Annotated in this window: 18 protein-coding genes; 5 read left to right on the top strand and 13 right to left on the bottom strand. The window is 33.2% G+C overall.

All coding sequences use genetic code 11. The features are described from left to right. The first annotated feature begins 37 nt into the window (after nucleotides 1-37). The 3 genes from NNL09_RS05275 to NNL09_RS05265 are packed head-to-tail and all read left to right on the top strand — an operon-like array spanning nucleotide 38 to nucleotide 2229. Nucleotides 38-559, top strand: a complete 522-nt coding sequence (locus tag NNL09_RS05275; RefSeq protein ID WP_196909360.1) for a hypothetical protein — start codon at nucleotides 38-40, stop codon at nucleotides 557-559. 19 nt (nucleotides 560-578) lie between these two features. Next, nucleotides 579-1244 carry a hypothetical protein gene (locus NNL09_RS05270; protein ID WP_025664336.1) on the top strand — a complete coding sequence of 222 codons (666 nt, stop codon included), beginning with the start codon at nucleotides 579-581 and terminating at the stop codon, nucleotides 1242-1244. Further along, nucleotides 1225-2229, top strand: coding sequence for a 2-hydroxyacid dehydrogenase (locus tag NNL09_RS05265; RefSeq protein ID WP_196909359.1), 1005 nt, complete (start codon nucleotides 1225-1227; stop codon nucleotides 2227-2229). Before NNL09_RS05270 ends, NNL09_RS05265 begins: the two co-directional genes overlap by 20 nt. Here NNL09_RS05265 and NNL09_RS05260 read toward each other — a convergent pair. The 7 genes from NNL09_RS05260 to NNL09_RS05230 all read right to left on the bottom strand — a co-directional run bounded on the left by NNL09_RS05260 (nucleotide 2218) and on the right by NNL09_RS05230 (nucleotide 8541). Continuing rightward, a complete protein-coding gene (locus NNL09_RS05260; RefSeq protein WP_196909358.1) occupies nucleotides 2218-2631 on the bottom strand; it encodes a DUF6691 family protein in 414 nt (137 codons plus the stop codon). The genes NNL09_RS05265 and NNL09_RS05260 overlap by 12 nt on opposite strands. A 4-nt stretch (nucleotides 2632-2635) precedes the next feature. Next, on the bottom strand, nucleotides 2636-3193 hold the full coding sequence (locus NNL09_RS05255) for a YeeE/YedE family protein (protein WP_196909357.1): 558 nt from the start codon (nucleotides 3191-3193) through the stop codon (nucleotides 2636-2638). A 75-nt stretch (nucleotides 3194-3268) separates the two neighbouring features. After that, on the bottom strand, nucleotides 3269-4681 hold the full coding sequence (locus tag NNL09_RS05250; RefSeq protein ID WP_196909356.1) for a rhodanese-like domain-containing protein: 1413 nt from the start codon (nucleotides 4679-4681) through the stop codon (nucleotides 3269-3271). 152 nt (nucleotides 4682-4833) lie between these two features. After that, nucleotides 4834-5466 carry a Crp/Fnr family transcriptional regulator gene (locus NNL09_RS05245; protein WP_196909355.1) on the bottom strand — a complete coding sequence of 211 codons (633 nt, stop codon included), beginning with the start codon at nucleotides 5464-5466 and terminating at the stop codon, nucleotides 4834-4836. Continuing rightward, complete coding sequence (locus NNL09_RS05240) at nucleotides 5463-6242, bottom strand: patatin-like phospholipase family protein (protein ID WP_196909354.1); 780 nt, start codon at nucleotides 6240-6242, stop codon at nucleotides 5463-5465. The genes NNL09_RS05245 and NNL09_RS05240 overlap by 4 nt, the downstream gene beginning before the upstream one ends. A gap of 14 nt (nucleotides 6243-6256) precedes the next feature. Next, nucleotides 6257-7678: a cardiolipin synthase gene (gene cls / locus NNL09_RS05235; protein WP_196909353.1), complete on the bottom strand. Its 1422-nt coding sequence runs from the start codon at nucleotides 7676-7678 to the stop codon at nucleotides 6257-6259. Between the two features lie 26 nt (nucleotides 7679-7704). Continuing rightward, nucleotides 7705-8541 (bottom strand): universal stress protein, encoded by an 837-nt coding sequence (locus tag NNL09_RS05230; RefSeq protein ID WP_025664327.1) that lies wholly within the window; start codon nucleotides 8539-8541, stop codon nucleotides 7705-7707. A 161-nt stretch (nucleotides 8542-8702) separates the two neighbouring features. On the opposite strand from NNL09_RS05230, the gene NNL09_RS05225 reads away from it, so the two are divergent. Both NNL09_RS05225 and NNL09_RS05220 read left to right on the top strand, forming a co-directional pair. Further along, on the top strand, nucleotides 8703-9686 hold the full coding sequence (locus NNL09_RS05225) for a hypothetical protein (RefSeq protein WP_196909352.1): 984 nt from the start codon (nucleotides 8703-8705) through the stop codon (nucleotides 9684-9686). After that, nucleotides 9683-10648 carry a glycogen-binding domain-containing protein gene (locus tag NNL09_RS05220; protein ID WP_196909351.1) on the top strand — a complete coding sequence of 322 codons (966 nt, stop codon included), beginning with the start codon at nucleotides 9683-9685 and terminating at the stop codon, nucleotides 10646-10648. The genes NNL09_RS05225 and NNL09_RS05220 overlap by 4 nt, the downstream gene beginning before the upstream one ends. A gap of 3 nt (nucleotides 10649-10651) precedes the next feature. Here NNL09_RS05220 and moaA read toward each other — a convergent pair whose 3' ends face one another. From moaA to NNL09_RS05190, 6 genes are all read right to left on the bottom strand, one after another. Then, nucleotides 10652-11656 (bottom strand): GTP 3',8-cyclase MoaA, encoded by a 1005-nt coding sequence (gene moaA / locus NNL09_RS05215; RefSeq protein ID WP_025664323.1) that lies wholly within the window; start codon nucleotides 11654-11656, stop codon nucleotides 10652-10654. After that, entirely contained in the window at nucleotides 11649-12560 is a 912-nt protein-coding gene (moaCB, locus tag NNL09_RS05210; protein ID WP_196909350.1) for a bifunctional molybdenum cofactor biosynthesis protein MoaC/MoaB, read from the bottom strand. Before moaCB ends, moaA begins: the two co-directional genes overlap by 8 nt. 338 nt (nucleotides 12561-12898) lie before the next feature. Then, nucleotides 12899-13342, bottom strand: a complete 444-nt coding sequence (locus NNL09_RS05205; RefSeq protein WP_025664321.1) for a molybdenum cofactor biosynthesis protein MoaE — start codon at nucleotides 13340-13342, stop codon at nucleotides 12899-12901. 50 nt (nucleotides 13343-13392) lie between these two features. After that, nucleotides 13393-14490, bottom strand: coding sequence for a HesA/MoeB/ThiF family protein (moeB, locus tag NNL09_RS05200; protein ID WP_196909349.1), 1098 nt, complete (start codon nucleotides 14488-14490; stop codon nucleotides 13393-13395). Between the two features lie 23 nt (nucleotides 14491-14513). Continuing rightward, a complete protein-coding gene (locus tag NNL09_RS05195; RefSeq protein WP_025664319.1) occupies nucleotides 14514-14750 on the bottom strand; it encodes a MoaD/ThiS family protein in 237 nt (78 codons plus the stop codon). Continuing rightward, nucleotides 14734-15318 (bottom strand): molybdenum cofactor guanylyltransferase, encoded by a 585-nt coding sequence (locus NNL09_RS05190; protein WP_196909348.1) that lies wholly within the window; start codon nucleotides 15316-15318, stop codon nucleotides 14734-14736. The genes NNL09_RS05195 and NNL09_RS05190 overlap by 17 nt, the downstream gene beginning before the upstream one ends. Nucleotides 15319-15333: the final 15 nt, after the last annotated feature.

Here is a 15333-nt window from a genome sequence, read left to right as displayed (position 1 = left end):
ATAATAAGAATCAAAAAAAACAATCAATTATAAGTAGATGAAACGTATACTGAAGATTATAGTATTTTCTGTTTTGATACTCTTTGCTGGGTTTTGGGTGTGGTATGAGTATACTTATTCTATGGATACCGTAATCCCTTTTGAAGTTAATGATGCTAATCTGGAAACTAAAGTCTTAATAGCTTCACAAGGAAGCAGATTTAAAGATTCTTTGGTTCAGGGTATCATTAGGCATTATCAAAATGATGTAGTTTATTTTAAGATAATAGATGTGTATACGATGTTTACTGTAGATATCGATAAGTGGGATGCTTTGGTTATTATTAATTCATGGGAGTATGGGAGCCCACCGAGAAACGTAAAAAAATTTATCAAAAATCACCCAAGTCAATTAGATAAGCTCATTATTCTATCAACTGTAGGAAGTAGTAATATAGCCTTAGAAGATGTTGATGTGATATCTGGCGAATCTATTATCGAAAAAGCACCAGAATATACCAGCATAGTAGTAGAACGATTAGATAAAATTATAAAACCGAAAACCTTACATAAATTTTAATAACCTATACCAAGAAAATATGAACAAATTATATATATATCTTTTAATTATTAGTGGATTACTGTACAGTTGTTCATCTAGTGAATTAGTCGAAAACTGGAAAAGCCCTGATATTGATACATTTGAAGCTCAAAAAGTCCTGGTTATCGGAATCACTCCAGATGAAAGCGCCCGAAAAGTATTCGAAAAGAAATTAGCAACAGAACTGAAGAAAAGTGGTGTTAATGCTGTTAGGAGTTTGGATTATTTTGAGAGTTCTTTTACAACTTCTCCAAAAACCGAAAAAGAAATGATGGCTCTTGAGTCTCAGCTTATAGAAAACGGCTTTGATGCAATTTTACTTTCTAAAGTATTAGGAGTCGAAGATAAAGTAACTGTTGTAAAAGCATATAGAAATCTAGATAAAACATTTGACAGTTTTAGAGATGACTATTACGAAAATCAAGATATATATTATGATGAAGATTATTATGAAGAATATCAAATTTTTCATGCAGAATCTTCACTTTATTGCATTTGCCCAGATAAAGAAAGAGAATTAATTTGGAAAGGATCAATAGATATCACAGAGCCCGAAAATATTAAAAAAGCAGTAACCGACTATGTTAAAGTACTGGTTTGGGCACTAAAGGGACAACAATTATTAATTATAGAAGAACTTACTAATGAAGATATTGATATATAGCGCCAAGGACTTTGAAATTCCCTTTCTGGAAAAGGCAAATAATGAAAAGCATCAAATTAAATATGTGCCAGAACGACTAACTTCAAAAACTGCTGGGCTGGCATTAGGTTTTGATGCCATATCTATTTTCTCTGCAGATGATGGATCTTCTATGGTTTTAGAAAGATTAAAAGAGTTTGGAGTTAAATATATAGCACTTCGTTCTACAGGATATGATAATGTCAATATTAATACAGCTAAAAAGTTAGGGATCAAAGTGGCTAATGCAGCTGGATATTCTCCGCAAACCATAGCAGAACATGCAATAGCATTATTGTTAGCACTTAGCCGTAAACTCATATCTTCTAATCATCAAGTAAGCACATATAATTTTTCGTTGAGTCACCTTGTAGGTTTTGATATCAATAAAAAAACTGTTGGTATTATTGGAACCGGTAGAATAGGAAAAACAATTGCCAGAATCATGTACGGGTTTAATTGTGAGATCATAGGCCATGATATATATGAAGATAAAAAATTAGAAGAAAAGTATCAAGTATCATATGCGACTCTTGACAATTTATGTAAGCAATCCGATATTATCTTTTTATGTACGCCACTCAATTCTCAGACGCATCACCTTATAGATATTGATCGAATTCAGCAAATGAAAAAAGAAGCGATACTTATCAATATTGCAAGGGGTGCATTAGTGCATACACAAGATGTATTGCAAGCGTTAACATCAAAAAGTATAGCTGGATATGGCGCAGATGTGTATGAACATGAAAGCGGAATCTTTTTTTATGATCATTCTGAAAACAAACCTAAGGATAAAACACTACAACAACTTCTTGATTTACCTAATGTAATTCTTACACCTCATCAGGCATTTGCTACCAAAGAAGCACTTACTACTATTGCAGAAACAACTATTTATAATATTAATTGCTGGCAACAAAATGAGCCTGGTAAAAACGAATTAACCCTGGAGTTAGTGGGGTAGTTTGTTTTTAACTACTCCGTATAGTAAAGTACCCAGTATAGAAGAGATAAGTACGATTAGAATTGGTAAATAGCCAGCTCCCAAAAGAGCAAACATAGGTCCAGGGCATGCCCCTGCCAGAGCCCATCCTAATCCAAAGAAGATACCACCATATATATATCTTTTGAAACTTCTGTCTTTAGGAGCAAAAGTTATAGGATCACCATAAAACGACTTTATTCTAAATCTTTTTATAGTTTGAGTAATGATAATACCTAATCCTACCGCAGAACCAATGATTCCGTACATATGAAAAGATCCAAACTGAAACATTTCATAGATTCTAAACCACGATGCTGCTTCTGATTTGAATAAAACAATTCCGAAGAAAATACCAATACCTAAATATATAATTGAACGCATATGTTTAAAAAATTAAAGGAAAAATAAAATGTATCATAGTTAGTCCTCCAATAAAAAATCCAATCACAGCAATAAGAGAAGGTAGTTGCAAATTGCTTAATCCAGAGATAGCATGTCCCGAAGTACACCCGCCAGCATATCTGGCTCCAAAACCTACAAATAGTCCACCGATTATGAGTAAAAAGAGTGTTTTAGGATCTGTTAAAGCTTCATTAGAAAATAACATATCGGGCATGTATTCCATTCCGGCACTATTAAACCCCTTGGATTGAAGGTCCGAAACTACTTTTGGATCAATAGATACAGAATTATCTACCGATAAAAAAGTATTGGCAATGAATCCTCCTATAATTACACCTAATACCACAATCAGGTTCCATTGTTGAGCCTTCCAGTCGAATCTAAAAAAATCTGATGTTTTTCCTGCTCCACAGATAGTGCATATCGTTCTTAGATTAGATGACATACCAAATCTTTTTCCAACCATTAGTAATAAAAATAATACTAATGCGATTAGTGGTCCCGATACATACCACGGCCAGGGATTGTAAATCCAATTCATTTATATTAATTTTTTGGCAAAGTAATTAAATTGAAAACGAGTTGTCTGTAACCTTGGTTACAAAACAGTTATATTTTACTTTATGGTAGAGGGGCACACATAATCTGTAGTTTTAATGCCTACTTCTTTTATGTCTTTAAAACCTCCGGCAATATCTATAAGGTTATGAATACCACGACTTTTTAGTATAGACGCTGCAATTACAGAGCGATATCCTCCTGCACAATGTACATAGAAAGTTTTATCGGTAGGAAATTCAGCTAAATAATCATTAATAAAGTCCAATGGTGTATTATGTGCATCATCAATATGTTCTGCAGTAAATTCACTTTCTTTACGTACATCAAAAACAGGAGTACCTTCTTCTTCTAAAGCATTTTTAAATTCTAATGCAGAGATTGAAGTTAAGGTATCATAGTCTTTACTTGCTTTTTTCCAGGCTTCGAAACCACCTTCGAGATATCCCAAGGTATTATCAAACCCTACTCGTGATAACCGAGTAATTGTTTCTTCTACTCTTCCTTCTGGTGTTACTAATAAAATAGGTTGTTGTACATCTGCAATTAAGGCTCCAACCCAAGGTGCAAACCCACCATCAATACCAATAAATATTGATCGGGGGATATGCCCTTTTACATATTCGGTCTGATGCCTTACATCTAGAACTATAGCTCCGGTTTCATTGGCGAGAGCTTCAAAATCATTTGGAGAAAACGGTCTTGTCCCTTTTTGAATTACTTCTTCTATATCAGTATAACCTTCTTTATTCATTTTTACATTAAGTGGAAAATATAAAGGAGGAGGCAGTAACCCATCGGTTACTTCTTTTACGAATTCTTCCTTAGTCATATCTGCTCTAAGCGCATAATTCATTTTCTTTTGATTCCCCAAAGTATCTACTGTCTCTTTCATCATGTTTTTACCACAGGCAGAACCAGCACCGTGTGCAGGATATACGATAACATCATCTGCCAGAGGCATAATTTTGGTGCGTAAACTGTCATAAAGTGTTGCTGCCAACTCTTCCTGAGTCATATGTGCTGCTTTTTGAGCGAGATCGGGGCGACCAACATCACCAAGAAATAAGGTGTCTCCACTAAAAATTGCATGATCTTTACCTGTAGCATCTTTAAGAAGATAAGTCGTACTCTCCATAGTATGCCCTGGAGTATGTAGTGCAATTATGGTAATTTCTCCTAGTCGAAATTCTTGCCCATCTTTAGCAATTGTTGCTTCAAAAGAAGGGTTAGCACTAGGCCCGAATATAATATCAGCACCAGTTTCTTTGGCCAGTGTTACATGACCACTTACAAAATCTGCATGAAAATGAGTTTCAAAAATATACTTGATTTTTGCATTATCTTCATCCGCTTTTTCTATATAAGGTTTAATTTCTCGTAGAGGATCTATAATTGCTACTTCACCGTTACTTTCTATATAATAAGCTCCCTGAGCGAGACATCCTGTATATATTTGTTCTATCTTCATGTATTCTATTTTTTAAGCTTTTCTTGATTTTAGGAAGAGAAGCTATGCATTTATTATTTATTTTTCAAAAATAATGCAATTATTATTGCAATACAGTAACAATTGTTACAAAGCTTGTTTAAAAGGGATTCTTTACTAAGAATACCAACAGCTTACATTTCTAATACTTCGATATTGTTTCTGTTAAGTTTAACAATACTTTTTTTCTCAAGTTTTTTAAGCAACCGGGAAATTACTACTCTAGACGTATGAAGATCATATGCAATTTGCTGATGTGTAGTATTGATAATTTTAGCATGACTGATTTTGGTTTTGTCCTTAAGGTATTTTAATAAACGATCATCCATATTTAGAAAAGCAATACTGTCTATGGTTTCAATGGTTTCTACTAATCGTTTATGATAACTACTAAAAACAAAGGTTCTCCAGGATTTGTATTTTGTTGTCCATTCCTCCATTTTTTCGATAGGAATCATTACTAATTTGGTATCTGTCTCGGCAATGGCTTTAATTTCACTTTTATGATGTCCCAGGCAGCAAGATAATGTCATTGCACAGGTATCTCCTTGTTCTAAAAAATATAATAATAATTCGTCGCCATCATTATCTTCTCTAAGCACTTTTATAGCACCACTAATGATCAAAGGCATAGACTTAATATAGCTTCCGGGTTTGATGAGCTCAAAACCTTCGGGGATTTCTTTAAAAGTTCCTACCTGATTAATTTCTTCGAGCAATTCGTCTTCAAAAAGGTGACCGTATTTATTTTTTATTTCTTTAATCATCCTCCTAGATTTTTTAGGAATAATCCTAATTGTAATTTTGCTTCCTGATATCCAAGATCATATATTTTATCCAAGCTACTACTGCTAAAAATACCGTGATTAACCAATTTCTTAGGTTGAATTATAATATCGCATAGGTTAAACTTAACTTCGGCATTTGGCATAGCTCTAAGGTAATAGGCGCGTTGCATAACGTTGTATGAATGCTTAAAATCAGAAATTTTTGGTTTTCTGATCGGGGATACATCTACACCAATAATCAGGTCACAATGTTTTTTGAGCGATGATACCGGGAAATTATCCAAGATTCCACCATCGGCATATAATTCATTATTAATGGTTACCGGAGTAAAAACACCAGGAAATGCAGCAGATGCCAACAAAGGTTTTATCAACTCTCCTGTGTTAAATACTTTTGTCGTTCCCTCAATAAGATTAGTAGCTGTAACGAATAATTTTTTATGTAGGGATTCAAAGGAGTTTTCGGGAAAATAAGTAAGTAGGTCGTTATAAAATTTTTCAGAATCTAAAAAACCAGCTTTTTTTCGAGAGAACCGATTTAATTTGAATAAAGGGGTTTTGGTAAAGAAGTTTTTTATTTCCTCTGGAGCATAACCACCAGCATATAATGATCCTACAATAGCTCCTGCACTGGCACCCGAAACAAAATCGACAGTCATTCCGGCTTCTTCAAGGGCATGTATAACTCCTATGTGAGCAACACCTTTAAATCCTCCACCAGAGAGTACTATCCCTATGTTTTTAAATGCTTTCATTTTCATCAATAAATTTACAAAACCGGACTAAAGATTTTGGCAAAACCTTCTTTTAATTTTTCACTCCAGGGGCGTTGTATAAAAGTGTTAAAATCTAATTGCTTACTATTTTTAATATCTCTCAAAAAATCATCTCTTAATTCTATAGCAAAATTATCGTCGTAGATTACTGCATTTACCTCATAGTTTTGTTCAAAACTTCTAACATCCAAATTAGTTGTTCCTACAGATGATATGGTACTGTCGGCGACAATGGTTTTACTATGTAAAAAGCCTTCTGAGAATAGGTATATTTTTACTCCCGCCTGTAGCAGATCTTCAAAATAGGAACGAATACACCATTTGACTATAACATTATCCGATTTTTCTGAAAGCAGTACCCTTACATCAATTCCGCTCATTGAAGCTACTTTTAGTGCATCCAGAATGGATTCTCCGGGGATAATATAGGGGTTTGTAATATAGATATAGTCTTTGGCTTCATTAATTATAGAAAAATACATCTGTTGGGTTGCCGAAAAATCAGAATCCGGGCCACTATGTACGATTTGAGCTGTAGAACCTTCTGTCTTTTTATATGTATGAAAATATGAAGTGTCCAGAACTTCATCATTAGCACTTATCATATACCAATCCATTGCAAAAATAGCCTGAAGACTATGAACAACGGGTCCGTTGAGTTGTAAATGCATATCATGCCAAACCCCTAAGTTAGCATCACCTTTTACGTATTTATCAGATACATTGATACCTCCTGTAAATGCAATCTTACCGTCTATTACTATGATCTTACGATGGTTTCTATAGTTTATCGATGATAAAAATTTACCAAATTTTATAGGCAAGAATTTATGGATTTCGACCCCGATGTTTTGTAGTTTTTTGATATACTTTTTACTCAAAGACATACTACCTATACCATCATATAATACACGTACTTTTACTCCGTTTTTTACTTTTTTCTGAAAAAGCTCGAAAAGATCAGATGTTAGTTTACCTTCTTCAAAAATGTAATATTCTAAATGAATAAAATGCTCTGCACTTTCTAAAGCGTCAAATATAGCTTGAAAAGTAGCTTCGCCATTTTTAAGCAATTTCACGTCATTTCCTGTGCAGGGAGCAAAGTAAGAGTTTTTGGTAATTAGAGAAATGATTTTGTGGTGTTCTGCATATTCTTCTTCTGTTATTGAAGAATATTGATCCAATGCTTTTGCGATGTATGAAGTTACTTTTGATGTATGTTTTAATCGGAATAATTTATTTTTTCTACGATTTCTACCAAGCATTAAGTACAAAAAGATCCCACCAACAGGAATCGTAAAAATAGTAAGAAGCCAGGCCAATGTTTTTGTAGGCCGCATTCCATTTAAAAGGAGTCGTATAACAATAAAAATTCCTAACAGGATATAAAGCGTAGTAGCAATATATAATAACATTTTATTGTATGAGTTTTATAAACATATCAACTATGCATAATTAAGAGAGGTACTCGTGTTCCATAACTTATTTTAGACGTTTCTGACCCCTTAAAAAATCGATCTAAAAATGTTTCTCTTTTGATAAACATAGCCGTCATATCAATACCCATGATTTGCACAAAACTATTAATAGCTAAAGCAGTTGGTACATTAATAATAGAGTGAAATGTATGATTTATTTCTTTAAAAAACTCTTTCATGTGTTTTTTGTCATCAAAATCGGCTACAGTTACAGTATCATCTTCTTTAATTTTAAGAACCCGTAAAGAAGATTTATGTTTTATGATAGTATCCATTAAAGGTTCGATACCTTCTGTATTAAAATGATCCCAGTAGTCTATCGCATATAAAATGGTTTTTGGATCTTTAAATTTATGTCCTTGAGGAATGGCAATTATAGGGCAGTCTATTTTGCGAATAACATTAAGTGTATTACTCCCAAACACAACCTCTGATGCTCCTGTAGCACCATTTGTTCCCATAATGATTATATCGATATTCTTAGATTTAACCACTTGTCGTATGGCATCTATAAAGACATCATAATCAGTAATGGTATTAAATGTATAGTTTTCGTCTGGATATTGGTCGGTTAATTCTTCGACTATTTGACTAAGTTTCTTTTTAGCATCGCTAATTACCGATTGGTGTATTGTGGTATTAGCTGGAGCAGCCATAAGATCATCTGTAGTATACTTAGATGCTTTCTGTACATTAAAGAGGTGAAAAGTGCAAAGTTCATTTTTAAAAAACTCTAAAGCATAATGTATTGCATTTCTAGCATTGTCTGAAAAGTCGGTAGGGAGAAGGATATTTTTCATGTGTAAAAGATTTATAGTTCTAAAAATAAAGTAGATAGCATAAAACAACTATGATATCCGTCATGAATATCTATAAGGAAGCCTTCTTAAATATTGAAATAAAATTAGTGTTGAAGCTTCAAAAAGTGTAACAAGTATTTGAATTTAGGGTCTTATTTTTTATGAAGAGAACCCTAGTCGGCATACTATTATATTTTATTAATGTTATTGTAATTTTTGCATACGATAATAAGCCCGAGTTTTTCTCTGAAGATGATAACATCATTTTTTCTAAAGCTGAAATTTTAAACGAATATACAGCAAGGATTCCTTTTAAGCTTGTTGATCACCTAATAGTAGTCGAAGCAGAAATACAAAACAAGAAAGGTAATTTTATTATCGATACGGGATCTGAAGCATTGATCTTAAATAAAGTACATTTTTCTGATCGAGATCAGTATTTTAGTAAAAGAAAACAAACTTCTGGGGTGATTGCAGTTATAGATGATACATTCGAACAGAATGTTAAAGAATTTATACTACAAAACTTAAGTTTAAAGAATAGGGTTTCTGATATAGTTGATTTGGCTCATATAGAGAAAACCAAAAAAATAAATTTATTAGGCATAATTGGATATAGTATTTTAAAAGATTATGAAGTGTTTATTGATATGTACCTTAATCAAATTACATTAACCAAAGTAGATAGGTATGGATCTAGATTTGATAAAAATGTATATGCAGAGAAAATTATAGATAGTATAGGTTTTAGATTAAAAAAACATACTATTCTACTAGATGGGTTTATTGATGAAATCAAGGTTCGATTTGGATTAGATAGTGCTGCAGAGTTTAACCAGATAAATAAAAAGATAGGAAGTAAAGTACTTAAATATTTTTATCCTAAAAAGAGATTACTATTAACCGGCGCAGGTAATCATAGCATAGAGGTTATGGCAGGAAAATTGTTTCGGGTAAAACTAAGTGAAACTATTTATTTTGGTCCTATGAATACAATTTTAACTAATTTAAATAAGATGAACGAAGCTTTTGGAACTGATCTCGACGGAGTTTTGGGATATGAGTTTTTTCGACAAAAAAGAACTATAATTAATTATCAAAAAGAAAAACTGTACTTTGTGAAGTACCCGATTATAAGAAATTGAAAAAAAGTATACTATATATTGTTTTTTTAATTCTTGCTATTGCAGGAGAGAGCTCCTATGCCCAAACCGAACCTTTTAAAGGATATAGAATAGAAGGAGATACATTAATATTTTCTTTTGACAAAAGAGATTATAAAAAAGTAACTACAGACGAATATGGAAGTATACTTGATTTTGATGATCTTGATATAAAAAATGTTGTAGTATCTGGTGAGTTTAATAATTGGTCAAAAAGGAAATGGAGTATGATTCAAATTGATGAGAATCGATACGAACTCAAGAAAAAAATAAGTGATTTTACTGATGAATTCTCATGGGAATTTAAATTTGTAATTAATAATGCATATTGGGCAGAACCTTCGAGAAAAGATGGTAATATAGTTAGAGTAAGAAAAAATGGATATGTTTTACCTTCTTATAATCTAAAAATGTATACAGCTTATCCTAATAAAGAAGGTAATGTAACCTTTACACTTAATGGATATGAAAATGCAAAAAAGATAGTCTTGAGTGGGAGTTTTAATAAATGGAATGAAGATCTGTTTACGATGACAAAAACCGAAGATTGTTGGGAGTTAACATTAAAAATAAAACCAGGGGAGTATCAATATAAATTTATAGTTGACGGAAAATGGATTGTTGATCCCAATAACCCCAAAAAGAAAAGGAACGAATTTAATGGGTTTAATTCGGTAATTAATATTAAAGTTCCTGTAAAATTTACTCTTAATGGGTTTTTAAACGCCAAACAAGTAATCATATCTGGATCATTTAATGATTGGTCAAAAAAGAAGTATAGAATGACCCGAACCAAAAAAGGATGGATAGATACCTTAATGCTTTCGGGAGGTAAGCATCAATACAAGTTTATAGTAGATGGAAAATGGATTATTGACCCCGACAATCCTGTAAAAGAATATGATTTTCATGGAAACATAAACTCTGTTTGTATGGTTAGATAAATACTACCCTCCAATGGCAATCATGCTACGATTATTAGAATGCATATCTGATTGGTTAAATTTCTCCAATGTATCCATCCCATTGCGTACTTTAAATTTGGTTTGTACTGCGTTTTGAATGATAGGGATTATTGATTCTCCTGCTCTTAGTTTGGTCAAAAGATCTGATTCTTTTGAAGAGAATAAACAGTTTTTTATCTGCCCGTTTGCAGTTAGACGAATTCTGTTGCAACCATCACAAAATGGATTGGTCACAGAACTTATGATAGCAAAAGTGCCTTGATATCCTTTTATTTGATAACTTTTTGTGGTGTCATTAGGGGCGTCTTGGAGTTTTACAATATCATTCTTTTCGAAATTAGAATGTACTTTAGAGAGAATCTCTTGTAAGGAAACCAGTCTCTCCATATTCCATTGATTTCCATCAAAAGGCATAAACTCGATAAATCGAACATGTACAGGTAGGTTTTTACTCAAATTAATAAAATCAATAACTTCATCATCATTAAAACCTTTCATCAAGACACAATTCACTTTTACCAGAAAACCTTCTTTAACTAATAAAATGATATTCTGATACACTTTTTCGAAATATGATCTACGGGTAATTTCTTTATTTTTTTGAGTATCGAGAGAATCCAGGCTAACATTAAGAGTTTTAATACCACATTTTTTGAAGTGATCTATAAATTTATCTACAATCACGCCATTAGTAGTTAATGTTAATTGAACAGGAAGCGAGGAGAGTTTTTCCATAATAAGAGCAGCATCTTTGCGTATCAAAGGTTCTCCTCCTGTTAACCGAATTTTGGTAACACCCATACTTACAAATTCTTTGGCGATGGTATAAATTTCCTCATAGGTCATAAGGTGATCTTTAGGGGATAATTGAATGCCATCTGCTGGCATACAGTATGTACATCGAAGATTACATCGCTCTGTGAGCGAAATACGTAGGTAATTGTGTTTTCTGCCAAAGGTATCGGTAAGTATGTTTGACTTAGTCATGTCTCGCTCCTTTTAAAATTCTAAACACATGTAATACTTCAGGAAAAATAGCGTCCATAGACTCTTTTGCTCCATTAGTAGAGCCTGGTAATGCTAATACCAGGGTGTTTTTAATCGTTCCTGCTACACTTCTAGATAACATAGAGTAGGGCATACGATCTTGCCCATATTTGCGTACGGCCTCTTCGATACCAGGAATGGTTCGATCTAAAAGTGGTTTTAATGCATCCGGAGTAACATCTCGTTTAGAGAGGCCGGTACCCCCGGTATAAATAATGAGATCTGCTCCTTGCTGTTGATACTGTTTTGCATTTTCCTGTATGATTTCGGCCTCATCGGGAATGATTACATAATCTAAAATATCAACTTCGCATTGCTCTAATTTTGCAATAATAGCTTTACCAGCTTTGTCCTCTTTCTTTCCTTCAGAAATAGTATCAGAACAAACAATAACAGCAGCTTTAAGATCTCTTCTAAATTTATCTTTATAATCAGATTTCCCTCCTTTTTTATTGAGCAATTTGATATGATGAATCTCGACACCTTTATCAATAGGTTTTAGCATATCGTACATATTTAGAGCTACAATACTTGCTCCATGCATAGCTTCTACCTCTACACCGGTTTTATAAATCGTTTTTATAGTAACCAAAACTGTGATTTCTAATCCTTCAATGGTATACTCAATTCCAGTATATTCAATTGGTAATGGATGACAATCTGGAAGTAAATCAGGAGTTTTTTTTACACCAAGTAATCCAGCTGCCTTACTCATTGCAAATACGTCTCCCTTTGGAACAGTACCTTGTTCTATTGCCTCTATAGTTTCGGGTTTACTAACCTTTACAATTGCTTGAGCTGTTGCAATTCTTAATGTAGATGTTTTATGAGTGATGTCTACCATGTTTTATATTTCAATTTTTATAATTAGCATTTCTATACTAACTATATTGGAATGCCAATCTGGGATACATCAGAATGGCAAACATATTATTTTCTATCTTACTTTGTTATCCCAGCGTAGGCTGGGATCCATAACGTGATCTAATCATGGCAATCAGAAACTAAATCCATTCAATTCTTCTTAATTAGTATGAACCGAAAGAATATTAATCTTTGCGGTTTTAACATTCAGTTTTATTTTGGATTCCAACCTACGCTGGAATGACAAACCATAAGTTATTTTGTTTCATTCGTCATTTCTTTTTCGATTCTTGTTTTTTTAGAATTCATAAAACAGGACTAACTATTCTGTTTCCATTGATGTGTTTGATCTTCAAAAATTTCTTTTCCAAAAACAGGAACATCTGCTTTAATAGCTTCAACCACGTATTCTAGAGCTTTAAAAACTACTTTTCTTCTCGGGGAAGACACAAACACAAAAAGACAAATCTCTCCGGCATTTACTGTCCCTAAGCTATGGTAAATATGCATACAAGTAAGGTCAAATTTTTCGAAAGTGGCCTCTCGTATTTCATAAAACTTTTGATTTGCCATTTCTTCATAAGCAGTATAGTCAATAGCCGTAACGATCTTACCATCAATTTCATCTGCACGAACCTGCCCCAGAAATATGTTATGGGCTCCTATACTGGTTTTAGTTTGATGTTTTGCAATAGATGTTCCTATAAATTCTGACGAAATAGGACCTTGTACAAATACATTTTTTGGTTTCTTTTTTTCCATAGTTATTTTTTAGATCTTTTTAATCCAAATGTCTTTAGACCTCACAGGTCTTAGAGACCTGTGAGGTCTGGTATGATTTCATGTAAAGCAATAGCCCCTCCTTTTATATGAGATATGTTTCTGAATCCATTCTGAAGTAAGACATCTAAAGCTTTTTTACTTCGAATACCGGATTGACAAAAAACTATCGTTTCTTTTTGCTTAGAAATAGTATCTAATTTTTGTTTAAGACTACCTAATGGGATATAAATAGGGTTTAAATATTCAATTTTTGGTTGCTCATGAGTCTCACGAACATCTATAAATTGGGCGTTTTTTACTAAAAAAGCTTCTTGGGCAGTGATTTCTGAAATTTGCTTCACACCACAAAAAAGGTCATAGTCATTAGTTTCAAATCGATTTGCAGAATCGAGTACTTTGAATACTTCTGCTGTAACTCGATTAATAGTAAAAGATGAGAATTGTGTAGTTAAGCAATTGTACATTAACAGTTTTCCGTTAAGTACATCACCCAGGTCTAAAATAATTTTAAGAACCTCGTTGGCTTGCATACTACCAATAATACCTGGTAATACTCCCAGAACTCCTATCTCTGAGCAAGAAGGAACACTTCCTGCTTTTGGAGGTTCAGGGAATAAGCATCGATAAGAAGGACCATTTTGATAATTAAATACGGATACTTGCCCTTCATACTTAAAAATAGCTCCATATACCAACGGTTTATCGGTGATAATACAAGCATCATTAACTAGGTATCGGGTAGAGAAATTATCAGTCCCATCAACAATAATATCATATTCAGAAAAAAGAGATATGGCATTTTTTGGAGTTAGTTTTTCTGTATATGTATTAATAGTTACTGTAGGATTAAGATCTGTAAGGCGCTGTTTTGCTGCTACGGCCTTATTTGTTCCCAAAGAATCGGTGCCATATAGAATCTGGCGATGTAAGTTAGAGATATCTACGGTATCAAAATCAACAATACCAATTGTGCCTACTCCTGCTGCTGTAAGATATTGTAGTACAGGACACCCCAGTCCACCCGCCCCGATAACTAATACTTTTGCAGTATCTAGTTTTTCCTGACCAGCGGTGCCGATCTCGGGCAAGATGATTTGTCTATGATATCTGGGATTAAAAGAATTCATGATCTATATTTTGAATAATTAAATTATCCACCAGCGAATGGCGGCAACAAAGCTACTTCTACTTCTGAGTTAATAATATGACTTTGGTCAACTAATTGTTGATCAATAGCCACTTTAAAATCAGTATTATCTAATTTTGGGTATTGATTTTTTAGCTTTTTTACTAATTGAGAAACCGAACAAACCTCGGTTTGTAAGTATTCTTCATTAGTTGTTGTGGCCTCGGCCAGCATACCAAAATATTTAATGGTCAATTGCATTTGTAATTGTTTTTAAATCCTCAATGGTATTCATATTAGTTACCAAAAGACGCTCTTTTTCAAGTACGGTAATGGTTTTTGTTTTTACTACTGAAATAAGTTTACGTAAACGTCGCTCTCCATTCGCTAGTAATTCTTGACATCGATCTGCACATCGTTTTTTATATAATGCGATTAGTGGAATACTTTTTCCGTCGGCTTCAAATTGAACGATATCGTAATCTTCTTTTTCATAGGATAGCAGCTTTTTTAAGAATTCGGTCGTTACTAAAGGAACATCACAGCTAATAACCAAATTATGTTTTGTATTACTATGCATTAATCCAGAGTGTAGCCCTGCTAACGGCCCAGATTCAACTATAATATCTTCAACTCTTTTGACCCCAAAAGCATCATAATCAGAATTACTACTAACAATAAGTATGGTATTAACCAATGGGCTCAATACATCAATACTATGCTGAATAAAAGGTTTGCCATCGAGTAGGATCAATCCTTTTTCTCGTCCCATTCGAGAACTCTTTCCTCCGGCAAGGATAATTCCTGTTATATTTTTTGGGTCAATCATATAAACGTTAAAATG

The organism is Aquimarina sp. EL_43, from assembly GCF_943422735.1.
Lineage (GTDB): Bacteria > Bacteroidota > Bacteroidia > Flavobacteriales > Flavobacteriaceae > Aquimarina > Aquimarina megaterium.
Note: the sequence above shows the minus strand (reverse complement) of the source record. Positions and strands in the feature narration are given on the sequence as shown.

Coding starts and splice junctions, on each gene's coding strand:
- NNL09_RS05275 (WP_196909360.1), top strand. CDS start 38: ATGAAACGTATACTGAAGATTATAGTATTTTCTGTTTTGATACTCTTT.
- cls (WP_196909353.1), bottom strand. CDS start 7,678: ATGTTATTATATATTGCTACTACGCTTTATATCCTGTTAGGAATTTTT.
- NNL09_RS05205 (WP_025664321.1), bottom strand. CDS start 13,342: ATGGAAAAAAAGAAACCAAAAAATGTATTTGTACAAGGTCCTATTTCG.
- NNL09_RS05190 (WP_196909348.1), bottom strand. CDS start 15,318: ATGATTGACCCAAAAAATATAACAGGAATTATCCTTGCCGGAGGAAAG.
- moaCB (WP_196909350.1), bottom strand. CDS start 12,560: ATGGTAGACATCACTCATAAAACATCTACATTAAGAATTGCAACAGCT.
- NNL09_RS05225 (WP_196909352.1), top strand. CDS start 8,703: ATGAAGAGAACCCTAGTCGGCATACTATTATATTTTATTAATGTTATT.
- NNL09_RS05250 (WP_196909356.1), bottom strand. CDS start 4,681: ATGAAGATAGAACAAATATATACAGGATGTCTCGCTCAGGGAGCTTAT.
- NNL09_RS05270 (WP_025664336.1), top strand. CDS start 579: ATGAACAAATTATATATATATCTTTTAATTATTAGTGGATTACTGTAC.
- moeB (WP_196909349.1), bottom strand. CDS start 14,490: ATGAATTCTTTTAATCCCAGATATCATAGACAAATCATCTTGCCCGAG.
- NNL09_RS05265 (WP_196909359.1), top strand. CDS start 1,225: ATGAAGATATTGATATATAGCGCCAAGGACTTTGAAATTCCCTTTCTG.
- NNL09_RS05195 (WP_025664319.1), bottom strand. CDS start 14,750: ATGCAATTGACCATTAAATATTTTGGTATGCTGGCCGAGGCCACAACA.
- NNL09_RS05230 (WP_025664327.1), bottom strand. CDS start 8,541: ATGAAAAATATCCTTCTCCCTACCGACTTTTCAGACAATGCTAGAAAT.
- NNL09_RS05245 (WP_196909355.1), bottom strand. CDS start 5,466: ATGATTAAAGAAATAAAAAATAAATACGGTCACCTTTTTGAAGACGAA.
- NNL09_RS05260 (WP_196909358.1), bottom strand. CDS start 2,631: ATGCGTTCAATTATATATTTAGGTATTGGTATTTTCTTCGGAATTGTT.
- NNL09_RS05240 (WP_196909354.1), bottom strand. CDS start 6,242: ATGAAAGCATTTAAAAACATAGGGATAGTACTCTCTGGTGGAGGATTT.
- moaA (WP_025664323.1), bottom strand. CDS start 11,656: ATGACTAAGTCAAACATACTTACCGATACCTTTGGCAGAAAACACAAT.
- NNL09_RS05255 (WP_196909357.1), bottom strand. CDS start 3,193: ATGAATTGGATTTACAATCCCTGGCCGTGGTATGTATCGGGACCACTA.